The following is a 16,813-nucleotide window of genomic DNA, read 5'->3' as shown; positions in this document are numbered from 1 at the left end:
GGTGACGGGTGGGCGGGTAAGGTCTGCGCCTGTGAGTGGTAGTTCCGCAGCTCTTCAGCCCCCCGCCGACGCCGTGCAACCGGTACGGCACCCCGATGCTCCCGCACCCGGCGAGCTTCTCGGTGCCCACTACGAACACTGTTTCGGGTGTGGTCCCGCACAGTCGCACGGCCTGCACCTGGAGGCGCGTGCCGGTGCGGGGGTCTCGCTGACCGCCGAGTTCACCGTCAAGCCCGCCCACCAGGGCGCCCCGGGCCTCGCGCACGGCGGAGTGCTGGCCAGCGCCCTCGACGAGACCCTCGGCTCGCTGAACTGGCTGCTGCGGACCATCGCCGTCACCGGCCGGCTGGAGACCGACTTCGTGCGGCCGGTCCCGGTGGACACCACCCTGTACCTGGAGGCGGAAGTCACCGCCGTGGCCGGGCGGAAGATCTACTCCACCGCCACCGGCCGGATCGGCGGCCCCGACGGGCCCGTCGCCGTCCGCGCGGACGCCCTCTTCATCGAGGTGAAGGTCGACCACTTCATCGACCACGGCCGCGAGGAGGAGATCCAGGCCGCCATGAGCGACCCGGACCAGATCCGCCGCGCCCGCGCCTTCGAGGTGAACCCGTGAGCTTCGAGCACTCCCTCGGCCCGCTGCGCCGCGATCCCCTGCACGTGCTGATCCGCCGCGTCGACCCGGACGTACCGCTTCCGGCGTACGAGCACCCCGGGGACGCCGGAGCCGATCTGCGGACCACCGAGGCCTGCGAACTCGAGCCCGGTGAGCGGGCCGTACTGCCCACGGGAGTGTCGATCGCCCTCCCGGAGGGGTACGCGGCCTTCGTGCACCCGCGTTCCGGGCTCGCCGCCCGCTGCGGTGTCGCCCTCGTGAATGCCCCGGGGACGGTAGATGCCGGGTACCGTGGGGAGATCAAGGTGATCGTGGTGAATCTCGACCCGCGTGAGGCAGTGCGGTTCGAGCGCTTCGACCGGATTGCCCAACTGGTCGTCCAGCAGGTCGAGAGGGTCCGCTTCCAGGAGGTGGCGGAACTTCCCGGCTCGGCGCGGGCCGAAGGGGGCTTCGGGTCCACCGGTGGCCACGCCTCGGTGGGCGACGAAAGCGGCACAAGCGGTCCGGCCGCCATGGGCGGCGGGACGGGTGGGAATCGATACGCTTCGGTCGTATCCGACCGGGAAGGACAGTGACGTGTTCGGACGTCGCAAGAAGAAGGGTGCCGCCGAGGACGCGGCCGGCGAGGCCGAGCAGGTCGTCGACAGCGTCGACACCGAGGCGGACGAGGAAGAGGCCGAGCGTGAGCGCGTCCGGCTGGAGCCCGAGCCCCGGCCCGACGGGCCGTGGGACAGCACCGAGGTGCGCGAGCCGGGCGAGGGCCGGGTGGACCTCGGCGGCGTTTTCGTGCCGGGCGTCGACGGCATGGAGCTGCGGGTCGAGGTCGCCGGTGACGCGATCGTCGCGGCGACCGTGGTGCTGCGCGACAGCGCCATCCAGCTCCAGGCCTTCGCCGCGCCCAAGCGCGAGGGCATCTGGGGCGAGGTCCGCGAGGAGATCGCGGGCGGCATCACCCAGCAGGGCGGCATCGTCGACGAGGTCGAGGGTCCGCTGGGCTGGGAGCTGCGCGCCCAGGTACCGGTGCAGCTGCCGGACGGCACCAGCGGCTTCCAGGTCGTGCGGTTCGTCGGTGTGGACGGCCCGCGCTGGTTCCTGCGCGGTGTGATCTCGGGTCAGGCCGCCGTGCAGCCGCAGGTCGCCGGCCTGCTGGAGCAGATCTTCCGGGACACCGTCGTGGTCCGCGGTGAGGGCCCGATGGCGCCCCGCGACCCGATCGTCCTCAAGCTGCCGAACGACGCCCAGATGGTTCCCGAGGGTGTCCAGCAGGAGGAGGGCTCGCGCTTCTCCGGCGGCATGGGCCAGCTGCAGCGCGGACCGGAGATCACCGAGGTCCGCTGACAACGCGACGACGAAGGGCCGTACCCCACGGGGTGCGGCCCTTTCGCATGCGTGCGTGCCGGACCCCTTGACGGAAGAGCGCGTACGACCAGATGACGGCGAGCCCGTACGCCGACCTGAACCGCACGCCCAAGCCGCGGGCCACCGTGGAGTGCGGCTCCTACTCCAACCCCGACTACGGCTGTACCGACGAGCGCGAGGACGCGATAGCCGCCTACACCGACGCGCTCGCCTGGTACGTCACCCGCGACACGCGCTACGCCCAGAAGGCCATCCAGATCATGGACGCCTGGTCGGCCACCATCACCGGCCACACCAACAGCAACGCGCCCCTGCAGACCGGCTGGGCGGGCTCCTCCTGGCCCAGGGCCGCCGAGATCATCAAGTACACGTACCCGGGCGGCTGGACCAACCAGGGCCGTTTCGCGACCATGCTCCGCAACGTCTATCTGCCGGTCGTCATCAAGGGCTCCAACTCCAACGGCAACTGGGAGCTGTCGATGACGGAGGCGGCCGTCGGCATCTCCGTCTTCCTCGACGACAAGGCGTCGTACGACACCGCCATGGCCAGGTTCCGCACCCGTGCCGCCGCGTACGTCTACCTCGGCTCGGACGGCGCCCTGCCGAAGACCGTGCCCAGCCAGAACCTGGACACCCGTGACAAGATCGTCTCCTACTGGCAGGGCCAGTCCACCTTCGTCACCGGGCTCACCCAGGAGACCTGCCGGGACTTCGTGCACACCGGGTACGGCATCTCCGCGATCTCGCACGTCGCCGAGACCAGCCGGATCCAGGGCCAGGACCTGTACGGCACCGACGTCGGCGAGCGGCTGCGGCAGGCGCTCGGTTTCCAGTCCAAGTACCAGCTCGGCGCGGCCGTCCCCGGCCGGCTGTGCGGCGGCTCCCTCAAGCTCGGGCTCGGCCCGGTCACCGAGGTCGGCTACAACGCCCTGCACAACCGCCTCGGCATCGCCATGACCAACACCCAGACGCTGACCCTGAACAACCGCCCGGCCGGCAGCAACAACCTCTTCGTCGCCTGGGAGACCCTCACCCACGGCGACAACCCGAACTGAACCGTTGAACGGCCGGGCGTCCCGCGGCGATACTGGCGCCCGGCCCACGGGCGACACGGGGGACACGGGGGAGGCGGAATGAGTCAGGTGCTCACCGAGACCATGGTGCGCGTCGAGGACGTCCACAAGTCGTACGGGCGCGGCGCCGCCGCCGTCCATGCCCTGCGCGGGGTCTCCTTCGAGGTCCCGCGCGGCGAGCTCGTCGCCCTCAAGGGGCGCTCGGGCTCCGGCAAGACCACCCTGCTGAACATCGTCGGCGGACTCGACACCCCCGACCGGGGGCGGGCCGAGGTCGACGGGCAGGATCTGGCCGGGCTCGGCGAGAGCGGGCTGCTGGAGCTGCGCCGGGACCGGATCGGGTTCGTGTTCCAGTCCTTCGGGCTCATCCCGATCCTCACCGCCGCCGAGAACGTCGGCGTACCGTTGCGGCTGCGCCGGGCCGACCCGCGCGAGCGCGAGGAACGCGTCGACCTGCTGCTCTCCCTCGTCGGACTCGCCGACCACGCGGCCCAGCGGCCGGGCGAGCTGTCCGGCGGCCAGCAGCAGCGCGTCGCCATCGCCCGCGCCCTCGCGAACCGCCCCGCCCTGATCGTCGCCGACGAGCCCACCGGCCAGTTGGACGCCGAGACCGGCCACGCGGTCATGGAGCTGCTGCGGGCCGTCGTCCGCAGCGAGGGGGCCACCGCGCTGGTCGCCACGCACGACGCGACCCTGCTCGACCTCGCCGACCGGGTGCTGGAGCTGCGCGACGGGGAGATCCTCGAGCACTGAAGGCCTCGGCCCCCATCAGAGTTGCGTCAAAGACCCCTGTTGACCGGGCCATCGTCCCGTTTGTCAGCATCGTTGGCCGTAAGGTCGACGCTGCGTACCCAGCAGTTACCGGAAGACAATGGGGCCATGGCACGCGGCAAGCTTCGGATCTACCTCGGCGCGGCACCGGGCGTGGGCAAGACCTACGCCATGCTGTCCGAGGCGCACCGCCGGGTGGAGCGGGGCACCGACTGCGTGGTCGCCTACGTCGAGCACTACGGCCGGCCGCGCACCGAGGTGATGCTGCACGGCCTGGAGCAGATACCGTGCCGGGAGCTGGAGTACCGGGGCGCCACCTTCGGCGAGATGGACGTCGACGCGGTGCTGCGCCGCGCCCCCGCCGTCGCCCTCGTGGACGAACTCGCCCACACCAACATTCCCGGCTCGCGCAACGCCAAGCGCTGGCAGGACGTCGAGGAGCTGCTCGCGGCCGGGATCGACGTGATCTCGACCGTCAACATCCAGCATCTGGAGTCCCTCGGCGACGTCGTGGAGTCGATCACCGGGGTGCGGCAGCGGGAGACGGTGCCCGACGAGGTCGTACGGCGGGCCGGCCAGATCGAACTGGTCGACATGTCGCCGGAGGCGCTGCGCCGCCGTATGGCGCACGGCAACATCTACAAGCCCGATAAGGTCGACGCGGCCCTCTCGAACTACTTCCGGCCCGGGAACCTGACCGCCCTGCGCGAGCTGGCGCTGCTGTGGGTCGCCGACCGGGTCGACGAGTACCTGACCGAGTACCGCACCGAGCACCGGGTCTCGACCATCTGGGGTTCGCGCGAGCGGATCGTGGTCGGCCTGACCGGCGGCCCCGAAGGGCGCACCCTGATCCGGCGCGCCGCACGGCTCGCCGAGAAGGGCGCCGGCGGCGAGGTCATGGCCGTCTACATAGCCCGCAGCGACGGCCTGACCTCGGCCTCCCCGAAGGAGCTGGCCGTCCAGCGCACCCTCGTGGAGGATCTGGGCGGCACCTTCCACCACGTGGTCGGCGACGACATACCGGCCGCGCTGCTGGACTTCGCGCGCGGTGTCAACGCCACCCAGATCGTGCTCGGCTCCTCGCGCCGCAAGGCCTGGCAGTACGTCTTCGGACCCGGCGTCGGCGCCACGGTCGCCCGGGAGTCCGGCCCCGACCTCGACGTCCACATCGTCACCCACGGGGAGGTCGCCAAGGGCCGCGGACTGCCCGTCGCCCGAGGTGCTCGGCTCGGCCGGACCCGGATCATCTCGGGCTGGCTGGTGGGTCTGGCCGGTCCGGCGATCCTGGCGGTGCTGCTGAACACCGTCGACCTCGGCCTCGCCAACGACATGCTGCTGTTCCTGGCCGTCACCGTCGCCGCGGCCCTGCTCGGCGGCCTGCTGCCCGCCCTGGCCTCCGCGGCCCTCGGCTCGCTGCTGCTGAACTACTACTACACCCCGCCCCTGCACCGGCTGACCATCGCCGACCCCAAGAACATCGTCGCCATCGCGATCTTCTTCGGGGTCGCCGTGTCGGTCGCCTCGGTGGTGGACCTCGCCGCCCGGCGCACCCACCAGGCCGCCCGGCTGCGCGCGGAGTCCGAGATCCTCTCCTTCCTCGCCGGCAACGTGCTGCGCGGCGAGACCGGCCTGGAGGAGCTGCTGGAGCGGGTCCGCGAGACCTTCGGCATGGAGTCCGCCGCCCTGCTGGAACGGGCGGGCGACGTCGAGCCGTGGACCTGCGCGGGCCGCGCCGGATTCGGGCCCACCCTGGAGCGGCCCGAGGACGCCGACGTCGACATGCCGATCGGCGACCACATGGCGCTCGCCCTGACCGGCCGGGTGCTGCCCGCCGAGGACCGCCGGGTGCTCGCCGCCTTCGCCGCACAGGCCGTCGTGGTGCTGGACCGCCGGCGCCTCCAGGAGGAGGCCGACCAGGCCCGGGCGCTCGCCGAGGGCAACCGCATCCGCACCGCCCTGCTGGCCGCCGTCAGCCACGACCTGCGCACCCCGCTCGCCGCGATCAAGGCCGCCGTCTCCTCGCTGCGCTCCGACGACGTGGCCTGGTCCGAGGAGGACCAGGCGGAGCTGCTGGAGGGCATCGAGGAGGGTGCCGACCGGCTCGACCACCTCGTGGGCAACCTGCTCGACATGTCCCGCCTCCAGACCGGCACCGTCACCCCGCTCATCCGCGAGATCGACGTGGACGAGGTGGTCCCGATGGCGCTCGGCGGCGTACCCGAGGACAGCGTCGACCTGGACGTCCCCGAGACGCTGCCCATGGTCGCCGTCGACCCTGGCCTGCTGGAGCGGTCGGTGGCCAACCTGGTGGAGAACGCCGTCAAGTACAGCCCGAACGGACAGCGCGTCCTGGTGTCCGCCAGCGCCATAGTCGACCGCGTCGAGGTGCGCGTCGTGGACCGCGGGCCCGGGGTCCCGGACGAGGCGAAGGACCGCATCTTCGAGCCCTTCCAGCGCTACGGCGACGCCCCGCGCGGCGCCGGGGTCGGCCTCGGCCTCGCGGTCGCCCGCGGCTTCGCCGAGGCCATGGGCGGCACCCTGAACGCCGAGGACACGCCGGGCGGCGGGCTCACGATGGTGCTCAGCCTCCGTGCGGCAGCATCGCGTCCCGGGGCCCTCCCCCTCGGGGAGTCCAGCACAGAACCAGAGAGGCAGACCCAATGCTGAGCCCCACTGGGGGGACCCCCCAGACCCCCACGAGGGTGCTCGTGGTCGACGACGAGCCGCAGATCGTGCGCGCGCTCGTGATCAACCTCAAGGCGCGCAAGTACGAGGTCGACGCGGCCCCCGACGGCAGGACCGCCCTCGAACTCGCCGCCTCCCGCCACCCCGACGTGGTCGTCCTCGACCTGGGCCTGCCGGACATGGACGGCGTCGAGGTGATCAAGGGGCTGCGCGGCTGGACCCGCGTCCCGATCCTGGTCCTGTCCGCCCGCCACTCCTCGGACGAGAAGGTCGAGGCGCTGGACGCGGGCGCCGACGACTACGTCACCAAGCCCTTCGGCATGGACGAGCTGCTGGCCCGGCTTCGGGCCGCCGTACGCCGGGCCGAGCCGGTCGGGCCGGGCGAGGACGACGTGACGACCGTGGAGACCGAGGGCTTCGCCGTCGACCTGGCCGCGAAGAAGGTCAACCGTGCCGGCAAGGACGTCCGGCTCACCCCGACCGAGTGGCACCTGCTGGAGGTGCTGGTCCGCAACACCGGCCGCCTGGTCAGCCAGAAGCAGCTGCTGCAGGAGGTGTGGGGGCCGTCGTACGGGACGGAGACCAACTACCTGCGGGTCTACATGGCCCAGCTGCGCAGGAAGCTGGAGACGGATCCGTCGCACCCGAAGCACTTCATCACGGAGCCGGGGATGGGGTACCGGTTCGAGAAGTGAGCTGCGGGGCGGCCGGGGGTCCGGGGGTTGTCCCCCGGGGGGATGCAGCATCACGGAGCCGGGGATGGGGTACCGGTTCGAGAAGTGAGCTGCGCTACGGCGCCGTCGGTGGGCCCCGGTACGCTTCAGATATGACTGCTGTTCCTCGTTCCCAAAAGCCGGCCGGCCGGTTCCGGCGGATGCTCGACCGGCTCTCCACCTCTCAGGAGGACCTGGAGTCCGAGGAGCTGCGGGAAGACGCCGAGACCGCGGGATGCACCCGTATCGGTGACTGCCTGGACCGCCAGATCGTCACCGTAACTGGTACCTTGCGCACGGTCACCCTGCGGCCGCGCGCCGGGGTACCGGCCCTGGAGGCCGAGCTGTTCGACGGCTCGGCCGCGCTGGACGTGGTGTGGCTCGGCAGGCGCTCCATCGTCGGCATAGAACCGGGGCGCAAGCTGATCGCATCGGGCCGGATCTCCATGAGCCGGGGCCGCCGGGTGCTGTTCAACCCGAAATACGAACTGCGACCCCTCGGACGGGAGTAGCCGGTGACGTCCCTCGACAAGCCGACCGAAGACACCGAACAGACTCAGTCGGACGACGCCCGCGCGGTCACGGAGGCCGCGCTGTTCGAGGCGTTCGGCGGTGTCCGAGGCATGGTCGAGACGGTCCTGCCCGGTCTCCTCTTCGTCGCGATCTTCACGATCAACAAGGACCTGCACATCTCGGCGATCGCCGCGCTGGCCGTGTCCCTGGTGCTGGTCGTGGTCCGGCTGGTGCGCAAGGACACCGTCAAGCACGCCTTCAGCGGTGTCTTCGGCGTGGCCTTCGGCGTCCTGTTCGCGATGTTCACGGGCAACGCCAAGGACTTCTACCTCCCCGGCATGCTCTACACGCTGGGCATGGCGCTGGCCTACATCATCACGACCCTCGCCGGTGTCCCCCTGATCGGTCTCATCCTCGGCCCGATCTTCAAGGAGAACCTCTCCTGGCGCACCCGCAACCCCGGCCGCAAGAAGGCCTACGCGAAGGCCAGTTGGGCCTGGGGCCTGATCCTGCTCGCCAAGTGCGCGATCCTCTTCCCCCTGTACTGGTGGGCCAACACCGCCCAGCTCGGCTGGGTGCTGGTCGCCCTGAAGATCCCGCCGTTCCTGCTGGCGGTCTGGCTCACCTGGGTCTTCCTCGCGAAGGCGCCCGCGCCGATCGACGTGTTCGCGGAGATGGAGGCGGAGGAGAAGGCCGAGAAGGAGCGCGAGGCCGCGCTGGCCGCCGAGGGCGGCGAGCCCACGGGCGGACGGCACCGCCGGGACGCGTAGCCGGCCGTCGTACGACGAGAAAGGGCGCCCTGGGTTTCCAGGGCGCCCTCTCTCATGGGTTCAGCTCTCGCGCCGCACCGACAGCAGCTCCTCCAGCTGCTCCTCCCGGGCCTGCGCGGCCACGAAGAGGAGTTCGTCGCCCGGCTCCAGGGAGTCCTCCTTGGACGGGGTCAGAACGCGGTTGCCGCGGATGATCGTGACCAGGGAGGTGTCCTGCGGCCACTCCACGTCGCCGACCTGGGTGCCGGCCAGGGCCGACTCCTCCGGCAGGGTCAGCTCGACGAGGTTGGCGTCACCGTGGCTGAAGCGGAGCAGGCGGACCAGGTCGCCGACGCTCACCGCCTCCTCGACCAGGGCGGACATCAGGCGTGGCGTGGACACGGCCACGTCGACGCCCCAGGCCTCGTTGAACAGCCACTCGTTCTTGGGGTTGTTCACCCGGGCGACGACGCGCGGAACGCCGTACTCCGTCTTCGCGAGCAGCGAGACGACCAGGTTGACCTTGTCGTCGCCGGTCGCGGCGATCACGACGTTGCAGCGCTGCAGCGCCGCCTCGTCCAGGGACGTGATCTCACAGGCGTCGGCCAGCAGCCACTCCGCCTGCGGCACCCGCTCCACCGAGATGGCGGTCGGTGCCTTGTCGATCAGCAGGATCTCGTGGCCGTTCTCGAGCAGCTCGCCCGCGATCGAGCGGCCGACGGCGCCGGCTCCGGCAATGGCGACCCTCATCAGTGACCGCCCTCCTCTTCCGGGCCCGCGGCGAATGCCGCTTCGACCTTGTCGACGTCGTCCGCCCGCATCATCACGTGGACGAGGTCGCCCTCCTGCAGCACCGTCTGCGAGGTGGGCAGGATGGCCTCGCCCAGGCGGGTCAGGAACGCCACGCGGACGCCCGTCTCCTCCTGCAGCTTGCTGATCTTGTGGCCCACCCACTTCGGGGAGGCGTGCACCTCGGCGAGCTGGACGCCTCCGGTGGGGTCGCGCCACAGCGGCTCGGCACCCGAGGGCAGCAGGCGGCGCAGCATCTGGTCGGCCGTCCAGCGGACCGTGGCCACGGTGGGGATGCCCAGGCGCTGGTAGACCTCGGCACGGCGCGGGTCGTAGATACGGGCGGCCACGTTCTCCACACCGAACATCTCGCGGGCCACGCGCGCGGAGATGATGTTGGAGTTGTCGCCGCTGGAGACGGCGGCGAAGGCGCCGGCCTCCTCGATGCCCGCCTCGCGCAGGGTGTCCTGGTCGAAGCCGACCCCGGTGACCCGGCGGCCGCCGAACCCGGGGCCCAGCCGGCGGAAGGCGGTGGGGTCCTGGTCGATCACGGCGACCGTGTGTCCCTGTTGCTCCAGGGTCTGGGCAAGAGCGGAACCCACTCTCCCGCAGCCCATGATGACGATGTGCACGACCGTCCTTCCGGTGTCCAAAAGTTACTGCTCAGCATCAGGGTCTCAGACCGACGCCCAAAGCTACACACGAGTGGTTCGGGGCGGGCACCCCTGTGCCGGGGTTTCCCGCGATCACCGGATGTGATCACCCGACGACGTTCGCGGCGCGCCGCTCACCTGCGGGTGGCCGACGGCGCCGACCTGCGAGTGATGCTGCGCACGCTGAACAGGGTCAGGATTCCGAGGGCGACCAGGGCGACCGTGGCCCCGATCAGCTCTGCGGTCGCGGGCATGGGACCTCCGAAGTGCGATGACAGGCGGGGTCTGCCATCTAGACACGGAGGGTGCGCGAACCACGGAATCCGCAGTTCCGGGCGCCCGTGATTTCACTCAGGAGGCAGAACCGGGATGCCGGGTGGGCGGCTGCCTGTTCGAAGGCCTACCATCCTCTGTCGTGTCCAAACTGACCGACGTGCCCAAACGGATCCTGATCGGGCGCGCACTGCGCAGTGACCGGCTGGGCGAAACGCTCCTGCCGAAGCGCATCGCACTCCCCGTCTTCGCCTCCGACCCGCTGTCCTCCGTCGCCTACGCGCCGGGGGAGGTCCTGCTGGTCCTGTCCATCGCGGGCGTGTCGGCCTACCACTTCAGCCCCTGGATCGCGGTCGCGGTCGTCGTGCTGATGTTCACGGTCGTCGCCTCGTACCGGCAGAACGTCCACGCCTACCCGAGCGGCGGCGGTGACTACGAGGTCGCCACCACCAACCTCGGCTCCAAGGCCGGCCTCACCGTCGCGAGCGCGCTCCTCGTCGACTACGTCCTGACCGTCGCCGTCTCGATCGCCTCCGGCATCGAGAACCTCGGCTCGGCGGTCCCCTTCGTGGTGCAGCACAAGGTGCTCTGCGCCGTCGCCGTGATCGTCCTGCTGACGCTGATGAACCTGCGCGGCGTGAAGGAGTCGGGCAAGCTCTTCGCGATCCCGACGTACGTCTTCGTCGGCGGCGTCTTCATCATGATCGCGTGGGGCGCGTTCCGGGGCCTGATCCTCGGCGACACCATGCAGGCGCCGACCGCCGACTACCACATCAAGGCCGAACACCAGGGCCTCGCGGGCTTCGCCCTCGTCTTCCTGCTGCTGCGCGCCTTCTCCTCCGGCTGTGCCGCGCTCACCGGCGTGGAGGCGATCTCCAACGGCGTCCCGGCCTTCCGCAAGCCCAAGTCGAAGAACGCGGCGACCACGCTTGCGGCGATGGGCCTGCTGGCCGTCACCATGTTCTGCGGCATCATCGCCCTCGCCATGGTGACCAAGGTCCGCATGGCCGAGAACCCGGCCACCGACCTGATCCACAACGGCGTCGCCGTCGGCTCCAACTACGTCCAGAACCCGGTGATCTCCCAGGTCGCCGAGGCGGTGTTCGGCAAGGGCAGCTTCCTGTTCATCGTGCTCGCGGCAGCCACCGCCCTGGTCCTGTTCCTGGCGGCCAACACGGCGTACAACGGCTTCCCGCTGCTCGGCTCGATCCTCGCCCAGGACCGCTACCTGCCGCGCCAGCTGCACACCCGCGGCGACCGCCTCGCCTTCTCCAACGGCATCGTGCTGCTCGCCGGCGCGGCGGCCCTGCTGACGGTCATCTACGGCGCCGACTCCACCCGCCTGATCCAGCTGTACATCGTCGGTGTGTTCGTGTCCTTCACGCTCAGCCAGACCGGCATGGTCAGGCACTGGAACCGCCACCTGGCGGCGGAGCGCGACCAGGCCAAGCGCCGCCACATGGTCCGCTCCCGCGCGATCAACGCGTTCGGTGCCTTCTTCACCGGCCTGGTGCTGGTCGTCGTCCTGGTCACGAAGTTCACGCACGGCGCCTGGGTGGCCCTGCTCGGCATGTGCATCTTCTACGCGACGATGACCGTGATCCGGAAGCACTACGACCGCGTCGCCGAGGAGATCGCGGCCCCCGAGGGTCCGAGCGACGACAGTGTCCGCCCCTCCCGCGTCCACTCGGTCGTCCTCATCTCCAAGATCCACCGCCCCACCCTGCGCGCCCTGGCCTACGCCAAGCTGATGCGCTCGGACACCCTGGAGGCGCTCACCGTCAACGTCGACCCGGCGGAGACCAAGGCACTGCAGGAGGAGTGGGAGCGGCGCGGCATCGACGTACCGCTGAAGGTCCTCGACTCGCCGTACCGCGAGATCACGCGGCCGATCATCGAGTACGTCAAGGGCCTGCGCAAGGAGTCCCCGCGCGACGCGGTCTCCGTGATCATCCCCGAGTACGTGGTCGGCCACTGGTACGAGCACCTGCTGCACAACCAGAGCGCGCTGCGCCTGAAGGGCCGCCTGTTGTTCACGCCCGGCGTGATGGTGACCTCCGTCCCCTACCAGCTGGCCTCCTCCGAGGCGGCCAAGCTGCGCGCCCGCAAGCGGCAGGAGTGGAACGCTCCGGGTGCGGTGCGGCGTGGTCCGGCGACGGAGCGGCCGAAGGAGTCGGCGGTCAAGGACTGAGCGTCCTCCGGCGTCAAAGGAAGGCCGTAGACTGGTGGGCTGTTGTCACGCCCACCGGCTGCGGCTGCTTCCTTTTCCTTCCCGAAGCACCGTTCCCGACTTCCCTTCCCGATTTCCTTCCCGATCTGGAGTCACCCCACCATGCAGGCAGAACCGACCAAGTCTCTGGTGGGCGAGGAGTACGAGGTCGAGATCGGCCCCGTCGCCCACGGCGGCCACTGCATCGCCCGTACCTCCGAGGGCCAGGTGCTGTTCGTCCGGCACACGCTGCCCGGCGAGCGGGTGGTGGCCCGGGTGACCGAGGGCGAGGAGGGCGCACGCTTCCTGCGGGCGGACGCCGTCGAGATCCTGGAGGCATCCAAGGACCGCGTCGAGGCTCCCTGCCCCTTCGCCGGCCCCGGCCGCTGCGGCGGCTGCGACTGGCAGCACGCCAAGCCGGGCGCCCAGCGCCGGCTGAAGGGCGAGGTGATCGCCGAGCAGCTCCAGCGACTCGCGGGCCTCACGCCCGAGGAGGCGGGCTGGGACGGCACGGTGATGCCGGCCGAGGGCGACAAGCTCCCGGCGGGTCAGGTCCCGCAGTGGCGGACGCGCGTGCAGTACGCGGTCGACGCCGACGGCAACGCCGGACTGCGCCGCCACCGCTCGCACGAGGTCGAACCGATCGATCACTGCATGATCGCCGCGCCCGGTGTCACCGAACTCGGCATCGAGGACCGGGACTGGGCCGGCATGGCGTCCGTCGACGCGATCGCCGCGACGGGTTCCCAGGACCGCATGGTGATCCTGGAGCCCCGGCCCGGCGCCCGGCTGCCGCTCGTCGAACTCGACCGGCCCGTCTCCGTCATGCGCGTCGACGAGAAGGACGGCGGCATCCACCGCGTCCACGGCCGCGCGTTCGTGCGTGAGCGCGCCGACGACCGCACCTACCGCGTCGGCAGCGGCGGTTTCTGGCAGGTCCATCCGAAGGCCGCCGACACCCTGGTGAAGGCCGTCATGCAGGGCCTGCTGCCGCGCAAGGGCGAGATGGCCCTCGACCTCTACTGCGGCGTCGGCCTCTTCGCCGGCGCCCTGGCCGACCGCCTCGGCGAGAAGGGCGCGGTCCTCGGCATCGAGTCCGGTAAGCGGGCGGTGGAGGACGCGCGCCACAACCTGGCCGACTTCCCCCGGGTCCGTATCGAACAGGGCAAGGTCGAGTCGGTCCTGCCGCGCACCGGCATCACCGAGGTCGACCTCATCGTCCTCGACCCCCCGCGCGCGGGCGCCGGCCGCAAGACGGTCGAACACCTCTCCTCCCTCGGCGCCCGCCGCATCGCCTACGTCGCCTGCGATCCCGCTGCGCTGGCCCGGGATGTGGCGTACTTCCGTGAGGGCGGGTACCGGGTGCGGACGCTTCGGGCGTTCGATCTGTTTCCGATGACGCATCACGTGGAGTGCGTGGCGATTCTGGAGCCGGTCGCCAAGGGCTCCTGACCTGCGATCTTCCGAGGCCGGGCCCGTACGGCCCGGTTGGCGGCTGTCTTCTGCAGCAGGCCGTAGGCGAGGACCGGAAGCAGGAGGTGCGGTTTGTCCGGGAGCGCGGCCGTGATCAGTACTGCGCTCGCGCTGCTGTTGTTCATGCCGCAGTCGAGGGTGAGCGACGAGGCGGCGGGCGGATCCAACCGCAGCAGCCGTGCCGCGCACCGGCCGAGCACGAACGACAGCTGGCAGACCAGTGCCGCCACGACCAGCGCGGCACCCAGCAACAGGGGGCGTGGCTGGGCGACGCAAGAGCCGAGGGCGCCGCTGGCGTTGACGTACGTCAGGACGAGCGAGCCGACCAGGGCCACGGGTACGACGACTCCCGACACCTGCCTCGGCCAGGACGAGGGCAGGGCGAGCCGGACCAGGACGCCCGCCGCGCAGGGCAGCACCACGCCGACGAAAGCGAAGCCGCCGCCTGTGAGGTGACCGCTCGCCGCGAGCGAGTCGGCGTAGCCGTCGCTGAGCAGCGGGGACAGGAGCTGGATCAGCACAGGCGTGGTGAGCGGGCTGAGGAGGGTGGAGGCGAGCACCAGGCCCACCATCGTGGGCTGGTCCCCGTCGCCTTTGCCGGTCCACACGGTTGCGCCGGCGGCGACGGGCATGACGACGATCAGGATCATCGCGGTGACCAGGCCGCTGCCGCCGTCGGACTCGGGCGAGGTGTGCAGCAGGTACGCGACCAGCGGGATGACCAGCAGCGGGATCGCCAGGTGCAGAGCGAGCCCCGCGAGCAGTGCGCTCGGGCGGCGCAGCACGCGGCCCAGCTCACGGACGGGCACCTGGAGTCCGGCCGAGAACAGCACCAGCCACAGCAGGCACGGGGTGGCGGACAGAGGCAGGCGGAGCAGCGGTCCGAGCGGCAGGGTGTGGGTGTGGCGCAACCACAGGCCGGGGGCCGGCAGGAGCAGCGGCACCTACGGATCTCGCGGACTGTCAGGGCGCTGACCAGGGAGAATGGAGAACCCTCGCTGGAATACCTAGGGTCAGCGTGTGGCTTTTATTATGGTGTGCGAAGACGACGCAGCGGTGCGCGACGTCCTCAAGCGCGCACTGGAGCACGACGGCCATACGATCGCAGTCGCTTCTACGGCGGACAGCCTGCTGCGGCACCTTGAGCCGGTCCCTCACCTGGTCGTCCTGGATCTGGGGCTCCCGGACGCCGATGGCCGCGATGTCTGCTTGGCGCTGCGGGCACGTGGCGTCGATGCCCCGGTGCTGATGCTGACCGCTCTGGATGGCATGCATCACAAGGTGGGCGGCTTCGAGGCGGGAGCCGACGACTACATGACCAAACCGTTCGACATCCCGGAGTTGCTGGTGAGGGTCCGCGCCCTGCTACGCAGAACAACCGCGACGACCCCACCGAGGGGCGTCGTTCTCGATCCGGCGAAACATGTCGTGATCCACGGTTCGACGAGCGAGAGCCTGACGCCGACCGAGTTCCGGTTGTTGGGCAGGCTCATCGCTTCGCAGGGCGACGCTGTACGCCGCCACGCCCTCGTTGCTGCCGGTTGGCCGCACGGCGCGCAGGTCAGCGACAACACCCTTGACTCCTACGTTCGCCGGCTACGGACCAAACTCGGTGCGCTGGGCGTGGCCGATCGCCTGGCGACGGTCCGCGGGGTGGGCTATCGATGGGAGTGACGGGTTTCCGCGGGAGGGTTGTCGCGCTTGCGGTTCTGATTGCGACAGCGGTCGTCGCGGTGCTGGTGGTGGTCTCACACGTGTTGCTGAGCCAGGTGACCGACGCCGACGCGAACGCTCTGGCGCATACGCGTGCGGAGTCGGTGGCGGCGAACGTGACCGTACGCGGTGGCCACGTCGTGCTGATCGAGAGCAGCAACGAAGCGCTGGACACGGTCTCGTGGGTGTATGCCGATGGGCACCTCATCGACGGGATCGTGCCGGGCAGCGTCGTCGACCGCGTCGACGCGCTTGTCGGCTCCGGGCGGTCCCAGACCACCACGGTCGGCAGTCACCTTCTGTATGCCCAGCCGATCCGGCTCGAAGGCCACCACGTCATGGCGGTCGTGAGGGTGGATCTGACGCCGTACGAGACGTCGGAGCAGCGCAGCCTGACGATGTCGCTCATGTTGGGTGGCATCGCGATCCTGCTCGCAGGCGTCGTCGCACACCTCGTGGTGGGTCGTGCGTTGCGGGTGGTCCACGAAATGGCCGCTCTCGCCGACGACTGGGGCGATCACGAACCCGGGCGCCGATTCGACCTCGGCATTCCTCGCGATGAGTTCGGGGAGCTCGGGCGAACTCTCGATCGCCTGCTTGACCGCGTGGACAACGCGCTCGCGGACGAGCGCCGGCTCACCGACGAGATCGCCCACGAGTTGCGGACGCCCTTGACGGCCCTGCGGGGCGAGGCACAGTTGGCGCAACTCTCCGGTCACCAGGTGGCACCAGAGTCTGTTCTGACCGAGGTTGACCGCCTGAACACGGCGATCACGACGATTCTGAGTGCCGCCCGGACACGGATCGACGGCGATACCCGCTGCGATCTCAGGGCGGCGGCGCGACAGGCGATCGCCGGTCGCTCCATCGAACTCGCCATCCCGACCAACGTCGACGTCGCCGTGGCGACCGAACTCGTCGTGGCCGTGTTGTCACCCCTGCTGGAGAACGGACTGCGGCATGCGAGTTCGCGCGTCTGGGTCACGGGGAGCATCCAGCCCCAAGGAGTCGTGATCGATGTCCTCGACGACGGCCCGGGGTTCGATCCGGCAGAGGTTGATCGGGTCTTCGAAGCGGGCGTGACCAGCGGCGACGGGCACGGGTTGGGGCTGGCCGTGGTACGGCGTCTCGCCGCGTCCGCGGGAGTGGCAGTCCGTGCGATCGCGGACGGTCACGGTCGCGTCGAGGTGACCTTCCCTACGCCAGAGGCGATCGCGTAGTCAG

At 70.5% G+C, this 16,813-nt stretch carries 15 protein-coding genes and 1 pseudogene; 13 read left to right on the top strand and 3 right to left on the bottom strand.

Going from position 1 to position 16,813, the window contains the following annotated elements:
- The first annotated feature begins 31 nt into the window (after positions 1-31).
- The 9 genes and pseudogenes from ACIRVH_RS27575 to ACIRVH_RS27535 all read left to right on the top strand — a co-directional run bounded on the left by ACIRVH_RS27575 (position 32) and on the right by ACIRVH_RS27535 (position 8,500).
- A complete protein-coding gene (locus ACIRVH_RS27575) occupies positions 32-616 on the top strand; it encodes a PaaI family thioesterase (RefSeq protein ID WP_403958215.1) in 585 nt (194 codons plus the stop codon).
- Between the two features lie 23 nt (positions 617-639).
- The gene (dut, locus tag ACIRVH_RS27570; RefSeq protein ID WP_403958568.1) at positions 640-1,191 is read left to right on the top strand and encodes a dUTP diphosphatase; all 552 of its coding nucleotides are present in this window, start codon (positions 640-642) and stop codon (positions 1,189-1,191) included.
- A 1-nt stretch (position 1,192) separates the two neighbouring features.
- Positions 1,193-1,954: a DUF3710 domain-containing protein gene (locus ACIRVH_RS27565; protein WP_403958212.1), complete on the top strand. Its 762-nt coding sequence runs from the start codon at positions 1,193-1,195 to the stop codon at positions 1,952-1,954.
- 74 nt (positions 1,955-2,028) lie between these two features.
- Positions 2,029-3,030 (top strand): annotated as a pseudogene (locus tag ACIRVH_RS27560) (alginate lyase family protein); the annotation flags it as partial.
- Between the two features lie 78 nt (positions 3,031-3,108).
- A complete protein-coding gene (locus tag ACIRVH_RS27555) occupies positions 3,109-3,801 on the top strand; it encodes an ABC transporter ATP-binding protein (RefSeq protein ID WP_403958209.1) in 693 nt (230 codons plus the stop codon).
- Between the two features lie 126 nt (positions 3,802-3,927).
- The gene (locus ACIRVH_RS27550; protein ID WP_403958206.1) at positions 3,928-6,486 is read left to right on the top strand and encodes an ATP-binding protein; all 2,559 of its coding nucleotides are present in this window, start codon (positions 3,928-3,930) and stop codon (positions 6,484-6,486) included.
- On the top strand, positions 6,480-7,199 hold the full coding sequence (locus tag ACIRVH_RS27545) for a response regulator (RefSeq protein WP_403958204.1): 720 nt from the start codon (positions 6,480-6,482) through the stop codon (positions 7,197-7,199). The genes ACIRVH_RS27550 and ACIRVH_RS27545 overlap by 7 nt, the downstream gene beginning before the upstream one ends.
- 131 nt (positions 7,200-7,330) lie before the next feature.
- Positions 7,331-7,729, top strand: a complete 399-nt coding sequence (locus tag ACIRVH_RS27540; protein WP_145882904.1) for an OB-fold nucleic acid binding domain-containing protein — start codon at positions 7,331-7,333, stop codon at positions 7,727-7,729.
- A 3-nt stretch (positions 7,730-7,732) separates the two neighbouring features.
- Entirely contained in the window at positions 7,733-8,500 is a 768-nt protein-coding gene (locus ACIRVH_RS27535) for a DUF3159 domain-containing protein (RefSeq protein WP_403958201.1), read from the top strand.
- A 60-nt stretch (positions 8,501-8,560) separates the two neighbouring features.
- On the opposite strand, the gene ACIRVH_RS27530 is transcribed toward ACIRVH_RS27535, so the two are convergent.
- Both ACIRVH_RS27530 and ACIRVH_RS27525 read right to left on the bottom strand, forming a co-directional pair.
- On the bottom strand, positions 8,561-9,229 hold the full coding sequence (locus tag ACIRVH_RS27530) for a TrkA family potassium uptake protein (protein WP_145882902.1): 669 nt from the start codon (positions 9,227-9,229) through the stop codon (positions 8,561-8,563).
- Positions 9,229-9,900 (bottom strand): TrkA family potassium uptake protein, encoded by a 672-nt coding sequence (locus ACIRVH_RS27525; RefSeq protein ID WP_145882901.1) that lies wholly within the window; start codon positions 9,898-9,900, stop codon positions 9,229-9,231. The genes ACIRVH_RS27530 and ACIRVH_RS27525 overlap by 1 nt, the downstream gene beginning before the upstream one ends.
- Positions 9,901-10,336: 436 nt before the next feature.
- On the opposite strand from ACIRVH_RS27525, the gene ACIRVH_RS27520 reads away from it, so the two are divergent.
- Together ACIRVH_RS27520 and ACIRVH_RS27515 are read left to right on the top strand one after the other, a co-directional pair.
- Entirely contained in the window at positions 10,337-12,385 is a 2,049-nt protein-coding gene (locus ACIRVH_RS27520) for an APC family permease (RefSeq protein WP_403958197.1), read from the top strand.
- A 141-nt stretch (positions 12,386-12,526) separates the two neighbouring features.
- Positions 12,527-13,855: a class I SAM-dependent RNA methyltransferase gene (locus ACIRVH_RS27515; protein WP_403958195.1), complete on the top strand. Its 1,329-nt coding sequence runs from the start codon at positions 12,527-12,529 to the stop codon at positions 13,853-13,855.
- Here ACIRVH_RS27515 and ACIRVH_RS27510 read toward each other — a convergent pair.
- Positions 13,807-14,820 carry a bile acid:sodium symporter gene (locus ACIRVH_RS27510; RefSeq protein WP_403958192.1) on the bottom strand — a complete coding sequence of 338 codons (1,014 nt, stop codon included), beginning with the start codon at positions 14,818-14,820 and terminating at the stop codon, positions 13,807-13,809. The genes ACIRVH_RS27515 and ACIRVH_RS27510 overlap by 49 nt on opposite strands.
- A 76-nt stretch (positions 14,821-14,896) precedes the next feature.
- Between ACIRVH_RS27510 and ACIRVH_RS27505 the strand changes: the two genes are divergently transcribed.
- Complete coding sequence (locus ACIRVH_RS27505; RefSeq protein WP_403958190.1) at positions 14,897-15,550, top strand: response regulator transcription factor; 654 nt, start codon at positions 14,897-14,899, stop codon at positions 15,548-15,550.
- Positions 15,541-16,809 carry a sensor histidine kinase gene (locus ACIRVH_RS27500; protein WP_403958187.1) on the top strand — a complete coding sequence of 423 codons (1,269 nt, stop codon included), beginning with the start codon at positions 15,541-15,543 and terminating at the stop codon, positions 16,807-16,809. The genes ACIRVH_RS27505 and ACIRVH_RS27500 overlap by 10 nt, the downstream gene beginning before the upstream one ends.
- The last annotated feature ends 4 nt before the right edge of the window (positions 16,810-16,813 follow it).

Origin of the sequence: Streptomyces sp. NPDC101165 (genome assembly GCF_044768135.1) — a bacterium.
Classification (GTDB): Bacteria; Actinomycetota; Actinomycetes; order Streptomycetales; family Streptomycetaceae; genus Streptomyces.
The sequence above is the reverse complement of the archived record's forward strand: the minus strand, read 5'-3'. Positions and strand labels throughout refer to the sequence as shown.